This window comes from Bacteroides sp. GM023 (assembly GCF_014750685.1).
GTDB lineage: Bacteria > Bacteroidota > Bacteroidia > Bacteroidales > Bacteroidaceae > Bacteroides.
Genome location: NZ_JAAXGE010000006.1, coordinates 187,398 through 203,396, shown reverse-complemented (window position 1 = coordinate 203,396; position 15,999 = coordinate 187,398). Strand labels below are relative to the sequence as shown.

Sequence of the window (15,999 nt, the reverse complement as noted above, 5' to 3'; positions counted from 1 at the left end):
ATAATAAGATCAATCTAAATTGTGTTTTTTAAAATCGTAATACGCATTGCAAGCCAACCGACTTGTTCTTAAAACTATTCGAGCGGAACTGATTGTTATTGTCGATAACAGCCGGTTCTACTTTCATACTCAAGTCGGGAGTTATATCGAAGTTGGACAACTCTGCATCCACATATGCGTCGATGATAGAGATAAGATAAACTCCGATAAATGCAAATATACTAAGGTCCCGATAACGCCGGAACATATCTTTTCTTCGTTTTAATGTATTTTTCAACTGCTCCTCGTTGTAAGTAGCGTTGGGCGGCAGCAAGTCTTCGTAACTTTTGGTGTTCGGGTTGCTGTCCATGATGTCCAGATAAGCTTGTGAGTAGTCTTTATACATCTTGCCATTCCAGCTCAATGCATACGCACAACCGGCAAATCCACCATATATAATAGGTAACTTCCAGTATTTACGGTTGTAAATCTGTCCACCACCGGGAAATACGACTGCCAGCCAGGTCGCTTTGGTCGGGTTTGGGATAAATATCTTCTTGTTAATATCCTGTGTGGGTGGCGGAACTGTGTCTGTCTTGACAATGATAGATGCAGGCTGTTCTATCTTTTTCAACTCCTTCTTGTTCACTGCGTCCAGGCTGTCCGCTATCTGTATCTTGGCAGCCGACAGGCTATCAACGGAAGGAAGTTCCTTGGACGGTATAATCCGGATGGAATCTTTCTTCAGCGAATCCTGTGCCGTCGGTTCACGATGCCTTCTGGCACGGGCTTTCGGCGCTTCCCGCTGCATGATAGTTGTGTCTTTCTGCACCGGAGTGACAGTGGATTGTGCATACACATCAATCCCTGCCACCTGTAGAAAACAGAGAAGCAGGGCGATGACGGGTAACTGATATTTCTTACTTATTCTAGTCATTTACTTCTTTAACGTATCGAAGATTTCCATGATACGTTCCAGTTCCTCTTCGTTGCCGAAAGGAATACTGATTTTTCCTTTCCCCTTTTCGGAGCAAGTGAGTTGTACCTTGGTATTGAAAAAGCCTGTGAGCTGTTGCTTCAGTAAGTTGAATTCTTCCGGAAGTTTGGCACGTTTCGGAGTTATTTTCCGCGTACCGCTTTTCACGGCTTCTCCTTCGCTTAATGATTTAACAATTTCTTCTACCTTACGGACGGAATATCCGTGCTCTTGTATCTCTTCGAATATTTTAACTTGTAGTTTAGGGTCGCCCAGTGAAATGAGCGCACGTGCATGTCCCATGTCCAACTGTTTGTTTTGCAATGCCATCTGTATAGGAGCCGGCAGTTTCAGCAGGCGCAGATAGTTGGCGATTGTCGTGCGGTTTTTGCCGATACGCTCGCTCAAGCGTTCCTGTGTCAGTTCGTACTGGTCAAGCAGATGCTGGTAGGCAAGTGCGATTTCTACGGCATTCAGGTCTTCACGCTGTATATTTTCAATCAGCGCCATTTCCATCATGTTCTCGTCGTCGGCGGTGCGGATGTAAGCAGGGATTGTTTTCAGTCCCGCTTTTTGCGAAGCACGGTAACGGCGTTCCCCGGCGATAATCTGATATTCATCGTCCGAGACTTTACGCAAAGTGATAGGTTGGATAATGCCGATTTCGGCAATCGAGTCAGCCAGTTCCTGCAAAGCCGTTTCGTCAAACTCACGGCGCGGCTGGTTGGGATTGACGGCAATCTTCGCCAACTCTATTTCATTAATGGAAGAAGAGCCTTCGGTTTTCACGTCATCCATTGAGAGCAAGGCGTCAAGTCCGCGTCCTAATGCATTTCTTTTTGGTGTTGCCATATCTTCTTCTTTTATTTATTTCGGTTGATAATCTCTTTAGCAAGAGCCAGGTGGTTCTTGGCGCCGGTAGAGTCCGCATCGTAAAGGATGGTCGGGATACCGTAGCTGGGAGCCTCGCTCAATTTGACATTCCGTTGAACGACCGTGTTGAATACCAGTTCCTGGAAGTGTCGTTTCACTTCATCGTAGATTTGGTTGGCCTGGCGCAGACGTGAGTCGTACATCGTGAGCAGGAATCCTTCGATTTCAAGAGCCGGATTCAGTTTCGATTTGATGATTTTGATGGTGTTCAGCAGTTTGCTGATACCCTCGAGAGCGAAATATTCGGCTTGCACGGGGATAATCACCGAGTCCGCCGCTGTCAGGGCATTAATCGTAATAAGTCCTAATGAAGGAGAACAGTCTATCAGAATATAGTCATATTCTTTCTTCAAGGGTGTGAGCACTTCTTTCAGAATCTTTTCGCGGTTTGGGAGGTTCAGCATTTCAATCTCTGCTCCTACAAGATTGATGTGCGAAGAGATTACTTTTAAAGAATCAATTTCTGTGTCGAGGATAGCGTCCTGTACGTTGGCTCTGTCAATAATGCATTCATAGATAGTGCATTCCGACTGCTTGATGTCTACTCCCAGTCCGGAAGAGGCATTCGCTTGCGGGTCGGCATCTATCACGAGTACCTTCTTTTCGAGTGTAGCAAGTGAGGCTGCGAGGTTAATCGTAGTCGTAGTCTTTCCTACACCGCCTTTTTGATTGGCCAAAGCAATAATTTTTCCCATATTCTCTAAATTTATTGGCAGCGAAATAAGTGATAAATCCTTAGAGCGCCTACGAAAAAAGAGAAACTTTGCAATTTCTGTTGATAAGTCACCTGTTTTGTTAATAACTGTCGGACGAAACGGTTACAAAACCAAGACAGGTTCCCCATCTACTTTTCTCTTTGTGAGCTTGCAAATATACATATTTATATTGGATATTTATTTCTTTTTTTGCTCGCTTGCAGAAGATTAAGATTTGTAAACGGGTGAGAGTGGGGGTGGGAAGATACTTTTCATATGATGGAAAGAGGGTTTGGCGGTACGGCTTCTTTTTGCTACTTTTGTGCGAATATTAAAAAGGAAAGGATTGAATATATGGAAAATGAAAAGCCGTTGATACTCGTATCGAATGACGATGGCGTGATGGCTAAAGGCATTAATGAACTGGTGAAGTTTCTTCGCCCTTTGGGGGATATTGTAGTAATGGCGCCTGATTCCCCGCGTTCGGGTAGCGGTTGTGCGCTGACGGTGACGCAGCCTGTTCATTATCAACTGGTCAAGAAAGAAGTAGGATTGACGGTCTATAAATGTACGGGTACACCGACCGACTGTATCAAACTGGCACGAAACACAGTACTCGACAGAATGCCGGATTTGGTAGTCGGCGGTATCAACCACGGAGATAATTCGGCTTCAAATGTGCATTATTCCGGTACGATGGGAGTGGTGATTGAGGGCTGTCTGAATGGAATTCCTTCCATAGGCTTCTCTTTGTGCGATCATGCGCAGGATGCCGATTTTGATGCTGCCGGCCCTTATATCCGCAGCATTGCCGCGATGATACTGGAGAAAGGACTTCCCCCTCTGACTTGTCTTAATGTGAACTTCCCGAATACAACTGATATAAAAGGAATAAAGGTCTGTGAACAAGCAAAAGGACACTGGAGCAACGAATGGACTGCCTGCCCCCGTCTGACCGACCCGAATTATTTTTGGCTGGCGGGTGAATTTACAGACCACGAACCTGAAAATGAGAAGAACGACCACTGGGCGCTGGCAAATGGCTATGTGGCTATCACTCCGACTACCGTTGATGTGACGGCTTATGACTTTATCGGCGAATTGAACAAATGGATAAATGATAATGGGAAATGAATGACATTCTTTTCCTCATTCCTCATTCTTCATAATCAGTAATCTATTAAATATGAAGTATTATCTGATTGTCGGCGAAGCATCCGGCGACTTGCACGCATCCCATCTGATGGCTGCCCTGAAAGCGGAAGACCCGCAGGCTGATTTTCGTTTTTTCGGGGGCGACCTGATGGCTGCTGTCGGCGGAACGATGGTAAAGCATTATAAGGAACTGGCCTATATGGGATTTATTCCAGTGTTGCTCCATCTACGCACCATCTTTGCAAACATGAAACGTTGCAAGGAAGATATCGTTTCCTGGAATCCTGATGTAGTAATCCTGGTGGACTATCCGGGATTCAACCTCGATATTGCCAAATTTGTGCATGCCAAGACGCAGATTCCGGTTTACTATTATATTTCTCCGAAGATATGGGCATGGAAAGAATACCGTATCAAGAATATAAAACGTGATGTGGATGAGCTTTTCTCTATCCTTCCTTTCGAAGTGGAATTTTTCGAAGGAAAACACCAGTACCCCATTCATTATGTAGGCAATCCTACGGTAGATGAGGTTACTGCCTATCAGGAAGCACATCCGAAAGACTTTGAAGCATTTGTAGCAGAGAACCAACTGGAAGATAAACCGATAATCGCCCTTTTGGCAGGAAGCCGGAAGCAGGAGGTAAAGGATAATCTGCCGGATATGTTGAAGGCGGCATCCGCTTTTCCTGATTATCAACTTGTTTTGGCTGGAGCTCCTGCCATTGCTCCCGAATACTATAAGCAATACATGGGCGATGCGAAAGTGAAAATCATTTTTGACCAGACATATCGGCTTTTGCAGCACGCGGATGCGGCTTTGGTCACTTCGGGTACAGCTACTCTTGAGACGGCTTTGTTTCGCGTTCCCCAAGTGGTTTGTTATCATACTCCTATCGGGAAAGTTATTTCATTCTTGCGGCGCCATATTCTGACGGTGAGATTTATCTCATTGGTCAATCTGATTGCCGACCGAGAAGTAGTGAAAGAGCTGGTAGCGGATACGATGACCGTGAAGAATATGCAGCAGGAATTGAAGAATATACTTGAAAATGAGAAGTATAGAAAGCAGATGCTTAAAGAATACGAGTATATGGCGGAGCGGTTGGGACCTGCCGGCGCTCCCCGTCATGCAGCACGTGAAATGCTGGCCTTGTTGAAAAAATAACTTTCTTTTTCTGAATAAACGTAAAGCCGATGCAATATTTGCACGGCTTTTTTATTTATAGTACAGAAGGTTAAAAAAGAAAGGAAAAACGATATGAAAAAAATTAAGTGGTTTTTAGGTATTTTATTGCTGGCATTAGTGCCGATGTTGCAGTCATGTGATGATGACGGTTATTCGATAGGAGATTTCAGTTGGGACTGGGCGACAGTTCATACAACTGGTGGTGGCGGATATTATTTGGAAGGTGACCGTTGGGGAACAATTGACCCGGTCAGCACTTCTATTCCCTGGTATAAACCTGTGGATGGTGAGCGTGTAGTTGCGTTCTTTAATCCTTTGGTTGATGTCGAAGGTGGTGTACAGGTAAAGATGGAAGGCGTTCAGGATGTGTTGACCAAAGAAGTGGAAGAGATGAAAACTGAAGAAGAGTCCGAAGAATTCGGGAATGACCCTATCGTGATTTATCAAGGCGATATGTGGTTGGGTGGAAAGTTCCTGAATGTTATCTTCCGCCAGAATATTCCCCGTTCTGAGAAACATCGTATCAGCCTTGTACAAAACCTGATTGGTGTGGAAGAACCGACGCCACTAAAAGTGGCAGAAGACGGTTATGTACACTTGGAACTGCGTTATAATACGTATGATGATAAGACCGGTTATTGGGGTTGGGGACGAGTTTCCTATAATTTGGAGAAATTCTATCCGACACCGAAAGAAGGTGAGACAACACCGATGAAAGGCTTTAAGGTTACAATAAACTCAAAAGAAAATGGAGAAGGGAAAGTTATCGTACTTGACTTCGAACATCCGGTGGGTGTACCGGAAAAAGCGAAGGATGTACATTCTACTTCTTCAATCCGATAACCTCTGACTATGATTTACTGTGTGTGAAAAAGGTCGGGATACTTCCAATGAAGTTCCCGACCTTTATTTTTTTATTGCAGTTCTATTCTTCTTAAAGAAGAACCGGATTAAATCCAAGTCAATGCGTACAAGTAAACTACTGCCGCCGGAATAGCCATCAAAGCGCTGTCAAACCGATCGAGCATTCCGCCATGTCCAGGAAGAATTGTTCCCGAATCCTTAACGTGAAGCTGGCGTTTGAGCTGTGATTCCGTCAAGTCACCCCATGTACCGAATATGACAACTACTAATGCCAATCCTGCCCATTCCCACATGGACATGAACGGGAAATAGTGAGCCAGTACAAAAGAAACACCGATAGCTACCACTCCGCCGCCGATAGAACCTTCCCAAGACTTCTTTGGTGAAATACGTTCAAACAGTCTGTGTTTGCCGATAAGCGAACCGATGCAATATGCACCTGTGTCGTTCAGCCAAAGGAATATGAAGATGGATAATGGTAAAATCGGATTGTAAGCAACACTGCTGTATGTCGGGTCATAATTGAATGCCAACACATTCAACATGGCAAAAGGTAGACCGATGTACATTTGACTAAGCATAGAAAAAGCCCAGTTGAGTACCGGATTCTCTTTCTTCAGATACAATTCACTAATCATCATATAGAGTAGTAATAGTACATACGGAATGAAAATCTTCGAATCGGCTGCGTCAATGCAGAATCCCATTATTGCAAGGAATAAATAGGCTCCGCCCAGCATTGTGATTGTCTTGTTAATCTTAACTCCTTCTGCCCTCAGATTAACCAACTGCCCGAACTCATAAATAGTCAGCGCACTGATGATAGTGAACAGAATACCAAAGCTGAATGAATCGTAAAGGATGCACCCCACCAGGATGGCAACGAAGAGTACACCCGTAATAGCTCGTTTTATAAAATTGTTAATCAAAATCAGCGTGTTTTAATTAGTTGGATTTTGGCAGCTTATTTTTCCTCATTCGTTTCTGCTTCCGTAGATGTATTTCTCTCTACGGTCACTTTCGTTCCTTCTGCGGTTACTTTCGTTTCCGTTGTAGCAGCTTTTTCTTCTGCGGTATTTTCAGCTTCCTCTTCTTTGATTTCTTTTTCTTCTCCTTTCAGCCTTTCAGCTAACTCCCTTTCAGCCTTAGCAGCATCCTGACTTTCTTTCGCAGCCATGATTTCTTCCGAGCGGGACGCCCACGGACGTTTTCCGAAGATGCGTTCAACGTCTTCCGCAAAGATAACTTCTTTGTCAATCAACAACTGCGTCAGTTCGTTGTGACCTTCTTTATGTTCAGCCAAAATTTGCTTGGCACGTTCATACTGCTCGTTCACCATCTTCTTGACTTCTTCGTCGATGAGTTCGGCAGTCTTTTCGCTATATGGACGGTTGAAAGAATATTCTTCATTATTATAATAACACAGGTTCGGCAACTTGTCGCTCATACCTAAATAAGCAATCATGCCATAGGCCTGTTTCGTTACTCTCTCCAAGTCGTTCATGGCACCCGTAGAGATACGGCCGACAAATAAATCTTCGGCTGCGCGTCCGCCAAGAGTTGCACACATCTCGTCAAGCATCTGTTCCTTAGTCGTAATCTGACGCTCTTCCGGAAGATACCAGGCAGCGCCTAGCGCACGTCCGCGAGGAACGATTGTTACCTTAATCAGCGGATTAGCATATTCCAACAACCAGGAGATAGAAGCGTGACCCGCTTCATGCAGCGCGATAGAACGTCTTTCTGCTTCCGTCGTAATTTTGGTTTTCTTTTCCAAACCACCAATGATACGGTCTACGGCATCAAGGAAATCCTGTTTGCCTACGAATTTCTTACCGTGACGGGCTGCAATCAATGCCGCCTCATTGCAGACATTGGCAATATCCGCACCGGAGAATCCCGGAGTTTGGCGTGACAGCAAATCTACGTCTACTGTATCATCTATCTTAATCGGGCGCAAATGTACGCCGAATACTTCTTTACGTTCGTTCAGGTCGGGCAGGTCTACATGTATCTGCCGGTCGAAACGTCCGGCACGAAGCAACGCCTTATCCAATACGTCTACACGGTTGGTAGCTGCCAGGATGATAACACCACTGTTGGAACCGAAACCGTCCATCTCTGTCAGCAACTGGTTCAACGTGTTCTCGCGTTCATCATTTCCACCCATTGCAGGATTCTTGCCACGAGCACGTCCCACGGCATCAATCTCGTCAATAAAGACGATACAGGGAGCCTTTTCCTTTGCCTGCTTGAACAAGTCGCGGACACGGGATGCACCTACACCCACGAACATTTCCACGAAGTCAGAACCCGCCAAAGAGAAGAAAGGCACATTCGCTTCACCGGCAACAGCCTTGGCAAGCAACGTTTTACCGGTTCCCGGAGGGCCTACCAGCAATGCACCCTTAGGGATTTTACCACCCAGGTCTGTATATTTCTGCGGTTCTTTCAGGAACTCTACAATTTCTTCCACTTCCTGCTTGGCTTCTGCCAAACCTGCCACATCCTTGAATGTGATTTTGATAGAACCACCTTTTTCGAAAAGTTGTGCTTTTGATTTTCCTACGTTGAACACACCGCCGGGGCCACCGCTGCCACCACCACTCATGCGGCGCATGAAGAATATCCATAAGGCAACCAGCAATACAAGAGGAAGTATCTGAATCAGGATGGCAGGGAATATATCCGACTTAGGCGGATAATCCGATGTACCGTCAAAGTGACCGGCTTCTTTTTCAGCCTGCAAGAATTCTTCCAGCTTATCGGTAGATGGCGCTCTACTCGTAATGATAGGGTTGCGTCCTACCTTCGTAGAGTCTGCGCCGAACACGGCACCTACGGCGGTAGGTTTCAGATACGCTTCGATGGACTTATCTTCATAGCCCAACACCTTGCTGATATATCCATTTTTGACGTAATCCTGTAACTCGCTGTAAGTAACAGCTTTGCTTCCAGCACCCTTTGAATCACTGCCCCACCAGAGGCCGAGAAGCATCAGGGCAATAATCATATACATCCAGTTCAGATTGAACTTCGGCAAATTAACCTTATTGTTAGGTTTATTGCCATTGTTATTATTGCTATTATTATTGTCCATAATCGTAAATTAGTCTAAATCAGGGATTTGAGTAAGTTTGGCATCTGCCCAAAGGTGTTCAAGGTTGTAGAAACCTCTGACTTCCGGCAGAAAGACATGTACCAATACATCAGAATAGTCCATGGCAACCCATTCTGCATTCCGAAGTCCGTCAATCGCAAAAGGCTTGGTGTCAGCACCTTTGCGTGTAAATTCTCTGATTGAATCTACGATGGCACTAACTTGGCTGGGAGAGTTTCCCTGACAGATAACGAAATATTTACAGATGGTATCTTCTATACTGGTTAAATCGGCAATAATTATGTTTTTACCTTTTTTCTCTTGAATTCCTTCTTTTATTTTTTCAATTAATACTTTAGTATCGTTCATTCTTACAATTGAAATTAATAATTCATGTTCTTTTAGTTTATAACAAAAAAAGACTGTCCTTTGTTTCTGATTATAAACGTGATATTTTTGACAAATATACGCTGATTTATTGGATACAAGAAAGTTATACCCCAATTTTTGTGTTTTTTAGTGGAGATACTTGCCAATAGAAAGCTAATTTGAGGATTTTAGCAAAAAAAACAGCAGAAATGTTTTGAATTTCCAGATTATTTGTATCTTTGCACCCGCAAACGAAAATCATTGGGCTATGGTGTAATGGTAACACTACAGATTCTGGTCCTGTCATTCCTGGTTCGAATCCAGGTAGCCCAACAAACCACCAGCTTTTTACTGACAAAAACCCGCTAAAAATGCAATTTTAGCGGGTTTTTTGTGCTTTGACAAATGCCATCCGAAAAAAGTTTGACGCTAATTCGGTGACTTTACTGGAAAATTAGCTATCATTCTTTTCTGGTTGTTATTTATCTGAATGTTATACTGCTGTGAAGTCTTCCTTGGCAATAGAAATTTTAGTAGAAAAGTCGTCTTGCAAATTAAAGGGATAGAGTCAGTAACTCTTCTCCTAAGGAATGCAAAGCTTTTTCTATTTTACGACGCACATTTTCACGGGGCTTTGAAATCCCGTTGGCGTAGTTCCATAATTGCTTTTGGTTAATTCCTGTCATTCTTTCCAATGCTGCATTGGTGAAGATACCGCTGTAATGCTGCAATAAAGATTGTGTGTCGTACTTCCATTCAATAGTGTATTCTCCTTTGATAATATCCGGCCATTGAGATTCAGGAAGGTTCTCTTTAATCAACCGTATAGCTTCCAATACATCCTTCTTGGCTTCTGCTACAGTATTGCCGGCTGCATAGATGCCGCTTGCATTTTCGGCATATGCGCCAAAGTGGTCTTTGCTTGCTCCGATGTTAATAATTAGTTTTTCCATATAAATTCCTTTCCTTAAACTAGATTCATATCTCTTGTAATTGCTCTTTTCAAGGGCTCGGGCATTTCCTTTGCTCCGTGATAAGGTACTGGTGGTGAACAGATAACTTCGATAACCTTTCCTTCTTTGTTTTTTATTTCCTTCTTATAGAAATAATGACTACCTGATGCATGGCTGAATACCCAGTTGTTTTTTGTTATTTTTCTATGAAATTCTGTATATTTCATTTTCTGTTTGATTCGTTTGGTGAGTACAAAGATAGGAAATATTTCTATTAATAGGAATAAAACAATGGAAATATTTCTATTGTTCTGTCTTGTGAAGAAAAAGATGTGTGATGGATGTATAATGCGATTCTTATTTGATAATAATAAAAAACTAGTCTTATCGCTCAATGAACGTAAGACTAGTTTTTAATATTTTCTAAAATCGCCCGAAAGATTATTCTTCCGCCTTTATAGATTCATCAATCACCTTGATTTTCTGCAGTACCAATTCCAAGTCAGCTTTCAACTTATCCACCTTGCGGTTCAATTCCGTCAGCAGGCTGCTGCCTTTCTTAGAAGTAGAAGTAAGGAAGCCCAGATTGTTTTCATACGTCTGAAGCTCATTCTTCATATTCTCATAGGCACGCATTAACTTTTCACGTTCTCTGTACAGGGATTGTGAGCCGCTGCCTTGTATGTTGCTGATATTTGAACGGAAGTTGCTCAACTTCTTGTTGGAAGCGTTGATGTTGAAACGGTCAAACAGTTGGTCGATGACCGTGTGATACTGTTTGTACAGTCTGTCTTTTTCTTTGAAAGGTACATGACCGATAGAATTCCACTCTTTCATTAAATCCCGAACGAGTGTGTTGGCTTCTTCCGTATCCATGTTTTCGTCGATGGCAGATAGCTTTTCAATCAATGCCTTCTTTTTCTCCATGTTCTCTATCTCAACAGAACGTTGGGAAGAAGTAGCTTTGTTTTTCTGTTCAAAGAAATAGTCGCAAGCAGAGATGAAACGTTTCCAAACAGCGTCCGAGTGTTTCTTGGATACCGGACCAATCGTTTTCCATTCTCTTTGGAGTTTGGTCAACGCGTCGGCAGTCGTTTTCCAGTCGGTGCTGTCTTTCAAGGCTTCCGCTTGTTCGCAGAGCGCTTTCTTCTTTTCCAGGTTCTCGTTCATTCCCTCTTTCAGGCTCTTGAAGAATTCTCCCTTTTTCTTGAAGAAATCATCGCAGGCATGGCGGAAACGTTCGAAAATCTTCACATTCATCTTTTGCGGAGCAAAACCGATGGTCTTCCATTTGTTCTGCAAAGCAATCACTTCCTGCGTCTTGTTTTCCCAGGCAGAGAATGTTTTCAGATCGGCATACTCTATCGCTTCTACGATTTCGCAGATAACGGTCTTTTGGTCTAAGTTATGCTGCTCCACTTCCTTCAAGGACTCAAAGTGCTGTTGGTGACGGCGGTTGACAGCCGTAGACGCAGCCTTGAATCGGTTCCAGATTTCATCGCGCAACTCTTTCGTTACCGGACCCGTGTCACGGAATTCCTGATGTAGCTTCTGAAGCTGGTGGAAAGCAGAAACCACATCTTCCTCGTCAGCCAGCTTTTCGGCAGCTTCGCAGAGATGCGTCTTTATTTCCAGGTTCTTCTTGAAGTCATATTCACGGAATTCGTTATTCAGTTTCAACAAATCGTAGAACTTCTCTACATATAATTGGTAATTCTTCCAAAGTTCATTCACTTTGCCTTGCGGAACCAACTTCGTCTCATTCCATTGCTGTTGCAGCTTTTTGAATTCCGTATAGGACTTGTTGGCATCGTCTCCGGATTCCACCAACTCCTTCAGTTCTTCGATAATGGAAAGTTTAACTTGCAGATTCTCCTCCTTCTGTCGTTCCTGCTCGGCAACCAGTTTGCTTCGCCTGTCTTTGATGACTCCCATCAGACGCTTGAACTCTTCTTCTGTCGGGTCTTCTTGCGGAACAAAGTCCTCAACCGCGCCACCGTTGTCTGTAAACTCCTTTTTGGCAGCTTCCAGTTCGGCATTATGTAACTTGTAGAATGATTGTTTCAGATTGTCAATTTCCTGCTTGTTCGCATTCTCAGCATCTTGCGCAAGCTCTTTCAACAGGTTTAGTACATCTTCCTTCGTGGCAGGTTTAGGAGCTGCTTCAGGTTGAACTTCGGCAGTAACTTCTTCAGTCGGAGTCTCTGTAATAGGTTCAGAAACCTCGGCTGTTTTCTTTTCTTCTTCTAATTCCCCTTGGTTCAAGGGTTGATTAGTGTCATGAGCGTCCATCATTGTATATTAGTTTTGGGTCACAAATTAATGAAATAAAACGATTACTTCATACTATTTTGCTTATTTTTTTTTGTTTATCTTGTTTTTATGACAATAAAACCGTAATTCCCATGTACAACATCATACCGATGATGTCATTTGTAATGGCTATAAAGGGGCCTGTCGCGATGGCAGGGTCGATTTTAAATTTCTCAAGCGTCATCGGTACCAGTGTTCCGAAAATGGAAGCAAACATCACCACGGCAAACAAGCTGATAGATACGGAATAAGTGACCGTAGCCGTCGCTCCGAACCGGATAAAGTTGTAAGTATATACCAACAGCGAAATAATAGTGGCATTGATTAAAGCCACCACCGCTTCCTTTGTGATTTGTTTGAAAGTGTCTTTAGCGTCCAGCGAACTGTTAGCCAATCCCTGCACGATAATGGCCGAAGATTGTGTACCGACATTTCCACCCGTACCGCCGATGAGTGGGATATACAATGCCATCTCGGGATGAGCCGCAAAAGTAGAGTCGAAATTACCTAATATCATGGAGTTCCCGATTCCGCCAATCATACCGATAAGCAGCCACGGAAGACGTGCCGTTGTCTGTTTGAGCACGTTATCGTCAGTTTCTACGTCCTGCGAAAGACCGGAAGCCAACTGGTAGTCACGTTCCGACTGTTCACGAACCTCGTCCATGACGTCGTCGACGGTGATTTGCCCGACAAGCCTGCCGATACTGTCGACAACGGGAATCGCCACCAAGTCATATTTCTCAATCGCCTGCACCACTTCGTCGATAGGCGTATCCACATGTACGGAAGTCGGGTCTTTCTGCATCACATGTTTCACTTTCGATACAGACGGAGAAGTAATCATCTTCTTCAGTGGAAAAATACCCCGCAGACGTTCGTCATCGTCGATGACATACACATAATAGATTTCGTCCAGTTCTTCCGCCTGTTGGCGCATCTCTTTCAGACATTCGGGCATACTCCAGTTCTCATTGACAAGTACCATTTCCGTACCCATCAAACCACCGGCAGTATTCTCGTCATACTTCAACAAGTCGACAATATCTCCCGCCTGTTCGATATCTTCAATGTGTGAAAGAACCTCTTCCTGTTTGTCCTCGTCAAGTTCACGCATCAGGTCTACGGCGTCGTCCGTATCCATGTAGTCGACGAAACGCTTGGCGATAGTCTCCGAAGGAAGCATTTCGAGAAGTTCCTTACGGGCGTCCTCGTCCATCTCGACCAGTACGTCGGCGGCTACCTCGTTATCGAGAAGACGGTAGACTGCCTTGGCTTCTTCCGGGTTCAGGTCGTTACATAATTCAGCGATGTCGGCCGGATGAAGGTCGATGAGAAGTTCTTTTACCTTATCTCCCTCTTTCTGTTCGATAAGATGCTTTACGTTGTCAATGTATTCCTCGTTCATTGTTGTCTGTTACAAATTACGATTTACGATTACAAAATCCAGTTCTCTGCTCACTTTCGCTTGCCAACTAACTATCCGTTGTTTCCGGCCGCCTTTAATGCTTGTTCCACTTTGTTGGTCAGGTCGATAAATTCTTCTACCGATAGTTGTTCCGGGCGTTTATTGAATAATATGTCCTCTGTCAGCGGACAGTCTTTTCCTAAAATCGGCTTGATGGAGTTGCGCAATGTTTTGCGGCGTTGGTTGAAAGTAGTTTTCACCACTTGCTTGAATAGCTTCGGGTCGCATCCCAGCTCTTTCGTCTCGTTGCGCGTCATGCGGATAACGGCGCTTTTCACTTTGGGGGGCGGGTTGAATACATGTTCGCTCACCGTGAACAGATATTCCACTTTGTACCATGCCTGTATCAGTACGCTAAGGATGCCATACGTCTTGCTGCCCGGTCCGGCTGCGATACGTTCGGCCACTTCCTTCTGAATCATACCTGTGCAGCAGGGTATAATATCCTTATTGTCCAGCATCTTGAAAAAAATCTGGCTGGAGATATTATACGGGTAATTACCGGTCAGAACGAAAGGCTTGCCGTCAAACAACCGGTTGAGATTCATCTTCAGAAAGTCGTCCTCAATGATATGGTCTTCCAGTGACGGATAGGCTTCGCGGAGATAGGCAACCGATTCATAATCAACTTCTACGACTTTCACCAACCGGTCTTTTTTTACCAAAAACTGGGTCAATACTCCCATGCCCGGCCCCACTTCGAGAATAGGCAATTCGGGGAAAGTGTCGACGGTATCGGCAATATCCTGCGCAACTTTCAAATCTTTCAGAAAGTGCTGTCCGAGAAACTTTTTAGGCTTTACTAATTTCATTTACCAACTAAATAATTACTTTTGCAGCCGACAAAGGTAATTCTTTTAAATGAAGAACGTGCCACTATTTAAAAAAATAAATGATGTGCCAGCGCAGCTAATCGAAGAATAAAGAATGGAGAAACTATTAAAAAAGACGCTAAAACTAGTGTTACCGATTGTTTTGGGCGGCTTTATCTTGTTTTGGGTATATCGCGACTTTGATTTTACAAAGGTGGGCGATGTATTGATGCACGGCACAAACTGGTGGTGGATGCTTTTCTCACTATTGTTCGGAGTCCTTGCCCAAGTGTTTCGTGGCTGGCGATGGCGGCAGACGCTGGAGCCGCTGGACGCTTTTCCGAAAAGAAGCGATTGTGTGAACGCTATCTTTGTTTCCTATGCCGCCAGCCTGGTTATCCCTAGAATCGGCGAAGTGAGCCGCTGTGGTATATTAGCCAAATATGACAATGTATCATTTGCCAAATCACTGGGCACAGTCGTGACCGAACGACTGGTCGATACATTGACAATCCTTCTGATAACAGGCGTTACCGTATTGCTGCAAATGCCGGTATTTGTCACTTTCCTTCAGCAGACCGGAACGAAGATACCTTCCCTTCTGCATCTTCTGACGTCCGTTTGGTTCTACATTGTCCTGTTTTGTTTTATCGGAGTGGGAGTACTCCTCTATTATTTGCGAAAGACATTGTTTTTCTATGAAAAAGTGAAAGGTTTTGTACTTAATATTTGGGAAGGCATCATGTCGTTGAAAAGCGTGCGCAATATCCCCCTCTTTATATTCTATACACTAGCTATTTGGGCATGCTACTTTTTCCATTTCTATTTTACGTTCTATTGCTTTGCTTTCACCGCCCACCTAGGCATACTAGCAGCATTGGTCATGTTTGTAGGTGGTACATTCGCCGTAATTGTACCTACTCCCAACGGAGCAGGGCCGTGGCACTTCGCCGTCATTTCTATGATGATGCTTTATGGAGTAAACGTGACAGATGCCGGAATTTTTGCCTTGATTGTACACGGTATCCAAACCCTTTTGGTCGTTTTACTGGGCATCTATGGCTTTGCAGCTTTGCCGTTTACCAATAGACATCGGGAATGATATTTTAGCTAAAAGTGTGTATTCTTTTCTATTTAATTAGTACGATATTACAAAGAAAAACCGACAAATGTATCTATTTTTGTCCGAAACT

15 protein-coding genes and 1 tRNA gene are annotated in these 15,999 nt (G+C 43.9%); 5 read left to right on the top strand and 11 right to left on the bottom strand.

Going from position 1 to position 15,999, the window contains the following annotated elements; genetic code table 11:
- Positions 1-28: 28 nt before the first annotated feature.
- Genes HC965_RS14520 through HC965_RS14510 form a run of 3 tightly spaced genes read right to left on the bottom strand, consistent with a single transcriptional unit; the run spans position 29 to position 2,583 of the window.
- Entirely contained in the window at positions 29-916 is an 888-nt protein-coding gene (locus tag HC965_RS14520; protein ID WP_191032137.1) for a DUF5683 domain-containing protein, read from the bottom strand.
- Complete coding sequence (locus HC965_RS14515) at positions 917-1,807, bottom strand: ParB/RepB/Spo0J family partition protein (RefSeq protein ID WP_167962353.1); 891 nt, start codon at positions 1,805-1,807, stop codon at positions 917-919. It abuts the gene before it with no gap.
- Positions 1,808-1,818: 11 nt separating this feature from the next.
- Positions 1,819-2,583 carry a ParA family protein gene (locus HC965_RS14510; RefSeq protein WP_022138067.1) on the bottom strand — a complete coding sequence of 255 codons (765 nt, stop codon included), beginning with the start codon at positions 2,581-2,583 and terminating at the stop codon, positions 1,819-1,821.
- A gap of 354 nt (positions 2,584-2,937) precedes the next feature.
- On the opposite strand from HC965_RS14510, the gene surE reads away from it, so the two are divergent.
- The 3 genes from surE to HC965_RS14495 all read left to right on the top strand — a co-directional run bounded on the left by surE (position 2,938) and on the right by HC965_RS14495 (position 5,770).
- Positions 2,938-3,717: a 5'/3'-nucleotidase SurE gene (gene surE / locus HC965_RS14505; RefSeq protein ID WP_191032136.1), complete on the top strand. Its 780-nt coding sequence runs from the start codon at positions 2,938-2,940 to the stop codon at positions 3,715-3,717.
- A gap of 52 nt (positions 3,718-3,769) precedes the next feature.
- Positions 3,770-4,906, top strand: a complete 1,137-nt coding sequence (gene lpxB, locus HC965_RS14500; protein WP_191032135.1) for a lipid-A-disaccharide synthase — start codon at positions 3,770-3,772, stop codon at positions 4,904-4,906.
- 93 nt (positions 4,907-4,999) lie between these two features.
- A complete protein-coding gene (locus tag HC965_RS14495) occupies positions 5,000-5,770 on the top strand; it encodes a NigD-like protein (protein ID WP_191032134.1) in 771 nt (256 codons plus the stop codon).
- A gap of 107 nt (positions 5,771-5,877) precedes the next feature.
- Here the strand turns inward: HC965_RS14495 and HC965_RS14490 are convergent, their stop codons facing one another.
- From HC965_RS14490 to rsfS, 3 genes are read right to left on the bottom strand one after another with little or no spacing between them, the layout of a single operon-like run.
- A complete protein-coding gene (locus tag HC965_RS14490) occupies positions 5,878-6,720 on the bottom strand; it encodes a phosphatidate cytidylyltransferase (RefSeq protein WP_191032133.1) in 843 nt (280 codons plus the stop codon).
- Between the two features lie 35 nt (positions 6,721-6,755).
- Complete coding sequence (gene ftsH / locus HC965_RS14485) at positions 6,756-8,891, bottom strand: ATP-dependent zinc metalloprotease FtsH (RefSeq protein ID WP_191032132.1); 2,136 nt, start codon at positions 8,889-8,891, stop codon at positions 6,756-6,758.
- 9 nt (positions 8,892-8,900) lie between these two features.
- On the bottom strand, positions 8,901-9,260 hold the full coding sequence (rsfS, locus tag HC965_RS14480) for a ribosome silencing factor (RefSeq protein ID WP_167962365.1): 360 nt from the start codon (positions 9,258-9,260) through the stop codon (positions 8,901-8,903).
- 262 nt (positions 9,261-9,522) lie between these two features.
- On the opposite strand from rsfS, the gene HC965_RS14475 reads away from it, so the two are divergent.
- Positions 9,523-9,593, top strand: a tRNA-Gln gene (locus HC965_RS14475).
- Positions 9,594-9,814: 221 nt separating this feature from the next.
- Here HC965_RS14475 and HC965_RS14470 read toward each other — a convergent pair.
- From HC965_RS14470 to rsmA, 5 genes are all read right to left on the bottom strand, one after another.
- On the bottom strand, positions 9,815-10,213 hold the full coding sequence (locus tag HC965_RS14470) for a type II toxin-antitoxin system HicB family antitoxin (RefSeq protein ID WP_191032131.1): 399 nt from the start codon (positions 10,211-10,213) through the stop codon (positions 9,815-9,817).
- Between the two features lie 14 nt (positions 10,214-10,227).
- Entirely contained in the window at positions 10,228-10,440 is a 213-nt protein-coding gene (locus HC965_RS14465) for a type II toxin-antitoxin system HicA family toxin (protein WP_191032130.1), read from the bottom strand.
- Between the two features lie 214 nt (positions 10,441-10,654).
- Positions 10,655-12,508, bottom strand: coding sequence for a DUF349 domain-containing protein (locus tag HC965_RS14460; RefSeq protein WP_191032129.1), 1,854 nt, complete (start codon positions 12,506-12,508; stop codon positions 10,655-10,657).
- A gap of 85 nt (positions 12,509-12,593) precedes the next feature.
- Positions 12,594-13,934, bottom strand: coding sequence for a magnesium transporter (gene mgtE, locus HC965_RS14455; RefSeq protein ID WP_191032128.1), 1,341 nt, complete (start codon positions 13,932-13,934; stop codon positions 12,594-12,596).
- A gap of 71 nt (positions 13,935-14,005) precedes the next feature.
- A complete protein-coding gene (gene rsmA, locus HC965_RS14450) occupies positions 14,006-14,806 on the bottom strand; it encodes a 16S rRNA (adenine(1518)-N(6)/adenine(1519)-N(6))-dimethyltransferase RsmA (RefSeq protein WP_191032127.1) in 801 nt (266 codons plus the stop codon).
- 115 nt (positions 14,807-14,921) lie between these two features.
- Between rsmA and HC965_RS14445 the strand changes: the two genes are divergently transcribed.
- Positions 14,922-15,908: a lysylphosphatidylglycerol synthase transmembrane domain-containing protein gene (locus tag HC965_RS14445; protein WP_191032126.1), complete on the top strand. Its 987-nt coding sequence runs from the start codon at positions 14,922-14,924 to the stop codon at positions 15,906-15,908.
- Positions 15,909-15,999: the final 91 nt, after the last annotated feature.